Here is a 244-nt window from a genome sequence, read left to right as displayed (position 1 = left end):
CTATCAGCTCAATTCAGAAAAGAGTTCAGCGAATCACTCTTATCAACACGATTCACTCTTTAATCGCTTTGTAAAAGATGATCAACGTTTTGACGTCAATTCACTGAATCAGCTTTTAGGAGACAAACTGAGTGCTTATGCCTATGACCTCAATGGAAATCTATCCGAGCGCCATGATCAAAAATACACGTATGATGCCTGGGATAGATTGCTTTCTGTTACCATCGGCAATATACGTTTTCAT

1 protein-coding gene is annotated in these 244 nt (G+C 38.9%); it reads left to right on the top strand.

Annotated features, from left to right (window positions below; translation table 11 throughout):
• Nucleotides 1–244 (top strand): RHS repeat domain-containing protein (locus tag AOM43_RS08630; RefSeq protein ID WP_152618859.1); only part of this gene is annotated, 244 nt, incomplete at both ends.

The sequence above is a fragment of the Parachlamydia acanthamoebae genome, assembly GCF_000875975.1.
In the GTDB taxonomy this organism is placed as follows: domain Bacteria; phylum Chlamydiota; class Chlamydiia; order Chlamydiales; family Parachlamydiaceae; genus Parachlamydia; species Parachlamydia acanthamoebae.
The sequence above is the reverse complement of the archived record's forward strand: the minus strand, read 5'-3'. Positions and strand labels throughout refer to the sequence as shown.